The sequence below is a fragment of the Nocardioides sp. P5_C9_2 genome, assembly GCF_054049555.1.
The window spans coordinates 1-3,077 of the sequence record NZ_JBFUMD010000464.1 but is presented as its reverse complement, the minus strand read 5'-3'; the positions used below and the strand labels follow the sequence as shown (position 1 = coordinate 3,077).

General features: G+C 70.5%; 3 protein-coding genes and 1 other RNA gene. All 4 read right to left on the bottom strand.

Translation table 11 applies throughout. From position 1 onward, the window contains the following. Window positions 1–72: 72 nt before the first annotated feature. Window positions 73–443: a transfer-messenger RNA gene (gene ssrA / locus ACXJKL_RS18190) on the bottom strand. A gap of 87 nt (window positions 444–530) precedes the next feature. Continuing rightward, complete coding sequence (locus tag ACXJKL_RS18185; protein ID WP_457208410.1) at window positions 531–1,424, bottom strand: amidohydrolase family protein; 894 nt, start codon at window positions 1,422–1,424, stop codon at window positions 531–533. After that, complete coding sequence (gene smpB / locus ACXJKL_RS18180; RefSeq protein WP_457208409.1) at window positions 1,424–1,915, bottom strand: SsrA-binding protein SmpB; 492 nt, start codon at window positions 1,913–1,915, stop codon at window positions 1,424–1,426. The genes ACXJKL_RS18185 and smpB overlap by 1 nt, the downstream gene beginning before the upstream one ends. Before the next feature lie 56 nt (window positions 1,916–1,971). Beyond that, window positions 1,972–3,077 (bottom strand): peptidoglycan DD-metalloendopeptidase family protein (locus tag ACXJKL_RS18175; protein ID WP_457208408.1); only part of this gene is annotated, 1,106 nt, incomplete at its 5' end.

Sequence of the window (3,077 nt, the reverse complement as noted above, 5' to 3'; positions counted from 1 at the left end):
GGCTCCCTAAGGCGAGACCCACCGACACCGGTGATAATTCCAATAATTCGCGTTCATTCTGCGAAGACCTCGTGGTGGAGCTGGCGGGAATCGAACCCGCGTCCTCGAGCGTCGAACCAGGTCTTCTCCGGGTGCAGTCAGTGTTGTCGCTTTTCTCGGCCCCGGCGCTCGCACAGACACGTCGCCGACAGGCCCAGTCAGGATGAAGTCCCGGCCACCCCTCCTGACAGAGAGTGGCCAGCAAGTCCTCTAGATGAGGCCTGGGTCCGGGACGAGGACAGGTGCCCGGTCAGACCCTTCGGTCACTGCTCAGGCAGCGAGAGCGAAGTCGTTGCGATTGGTGTTGGCAACTATGGTTTTGCAGCGATCGTTAACGAGATGACGCTGCCTTCTCGACCCGCTTCCCCTGGGACTAACGTCCCAAGTCGAAACCGATCAGCCCCTCTTGAGTTGTGTCGTGCGGTGGTACGTCGTCAGTCTACGGGTCAACACCGACAGGCGTCGCATGCATTCCCCGTACGACGTCCCGCTCAGCCGATCAGCGCGTGGCCGTTGTCCCAGCAGACGGCGCGCAGCCAGTCRTCGCCGAGGTCGAGCCGGCCGAGCGCCTCGAGCTGGTGTGCGTACGGGTAGGGGATGTTCGGGAAGTCGGACCCGAGCAGCACCTTGCCGGCCAGTCCGAGGTCGCGCAGCCGCGGCAGCAGTGCGGCCGGGTAGACCCCGCCCATCTCGGAGAAGAAGTCCGTGAAGACCATCGTGGTGTCGAGCGCGACCTGCTCGGACCGCTCGGCGAGGGCGAGGAAATCGGCGTACTCCGGGGCGCCCGCGTGGGCGATGACGAGCCGCAGCCGCGGGTGCCGGTCCAGCAGGGCGGCGACCGGCGCGGGGCCGGTGTGCTCCGTCGGGACCGGGCCGCTGCCCGCGTGCAGCACGACCGGCGTGCCTGCCTCGGCCACCAGTCCCCACGCGTCGTCCAGGAGCGGGTCGGTGACGTCGAAGCCCCCGACCTGCACGTGCACCTTGAAGACCTCGACCGAGACGAGCCGGGCGGCGACGTACGACGCCGCGGACTCCTCGGGGAAGAACGTCCCGCAGACCGCGGCCTCGGGCACCCCGGCCGCGAAGCCGGCCGCCCAGTCGTTGAGCCAGTCGGCCATCCCCGGCCGGTGCGCGTAGGGCAGGGCGGTGAAGCGGGCGACGCCGAGCGAGCGGAGGACCTCGACCAGCGCGTCGTCGGTGTCGCGGTAGTGCAGCGGCCACGGGCGGCCGATGAGCGGGCCGGCGGCGTCGAACTGGGCGCGCACCTTGGCCATCACCTGCGGCGGCAGGAAGTGGGTGTGGATGTCGACGACGCCCGACAGCCCGAGGGCCGCGGTCCACTCCCGCACCGTCGCGTCGGCGGCGGGTCCCGAGCGGGAGACCATCAGTCGGTGTGGCCCTTGAGCCGGCGCTGGACGGCCTGCTCCTTCTCCCGGTTGGCCTGCCGCTCGGCCAGCGAGTGGCGCTTGTCGTACTCCTTCTTGCCCTTGGCCAGGGCGATCTCGACCTTGGCCCGACCGTCCTTGAAGTAGAGCGAGAGCGGGATGATGGTGAAGCCCTTGTCGCCGACCTTGCGCTCGAGCTTGGTGATCTCGGCCCGGTTCAGGAGCAGCTTGCGCTTGCGTCGCGCGGCGTGGTTGGTCCAGGTGCCCTGCGCGTACTCCGGGATGTGGACGCCGTGCAGCCACACCTCGCCGTTGTCGAGGTCGACGAACCCGTCGACCAGGCTCGCGCGCCCGGCGCGCAGCGACTTGACCTCGGTCCCCTGCAGCACCATGCCGGCCTCGAAGGTGTCCTCGATGAGGTAGTCGTGGCGCGCTTTCTTGTTCTGCGCGATCAACCGGTTGCGCTGGTCCTTCGCGGTCTCCTTGGCCATGGCGCCATCCTCTCAGCCGCCCGCAACCGGGAAAGCATCCGCGGTGGCTGCGCGGCTCAGAACCAGTTCTCGGGGTCGACGGCCGTGCCGTTGGCCATCACCGTGAAGTGCAGGTGGCAGGCGGTCGACCAGCCGGTGTCCCCGACGTACCCGATGACCTGGCCGCGCTGCACCTGCGCGCCCGTGCCGACGGTGTAGCTGCTGGCGTGGTTGTAGATGGTGGCGATGCCGGTGCCGTTGAGGACGCCGTCGTCGATGATGAGCCGGTGGCCGTAGACGTCGCTCCAGTACGACGAGACGACGCGGCCCGACGCGGCCGCGTGGATGGGCTGTCCGCACCCGCCACCGAAGTCCGTGCCGTCGTGCAGGCCCCAGTAGCCGTAGATCGGGTGGGTGCGCCAGCCGAAGGGCGAGGTGACCCCTCCCGCGACCGGCATCATCAGGCTGCCGCCGCCGCTGCTGGCGACGCTGCGCCCCTGGGCCGCGGCCTTGGCGCGCGCGCGGCGCAGCGCCGCGGCGGCCCGCTTGCGCAGCATCTCCTCGATCCGGTCGGCCTCGCGCTCGAGCTGCTGGAGCTGGCGCAGGTCGGCGGCGCGAGCCTTGGTGGCCTCGGAGCGGGCCGAGGACCGCTCACTGACAAGGGCGACGACCGAGGCCTTGGCCGTCYCGGCCTCGGACTCGAGCTGCTGGGTGAGGGCGAGGTTGTCGGCCGCCTGCTGGCGCTTGATCGCGACGTCGTCGCGGGCCTCCTCGACCTGGCGCTCGTGCACCTCCAGCAGCACCTTGGCCGCGTGGAGCGCGTCGAAGGCACGCGACTCGCGACCGACGATCACGTCGCGCACCTCGTCGTGCCGGGTCAGGTCGTCCGTGGACGCCGACTCGAGCATCGAGGAGAAGGCGAGCAGCTGCGGGTCACCCTCCGTGTAGATGTCCGAGACGGTGCTGGCGACCTTGGCGGCCTGCTCGTCCATGCTCTGGCGACCGGCGACGAGCTCGGCCTCGGCGGTGGCCAGGTCGGCCTCCGCCTGGGTCAGCGCGGCCTGCATCTCGGCATCGCGCTCGGCCGCGACCGCGACCCGGCCGCGGGCCGTCGCCAGCTCGTTGCGGGCGGTCGCCAGCTGCGACCGCGCCGCCTCGAGCCGCTCGCTGGCGGCACGCAGCC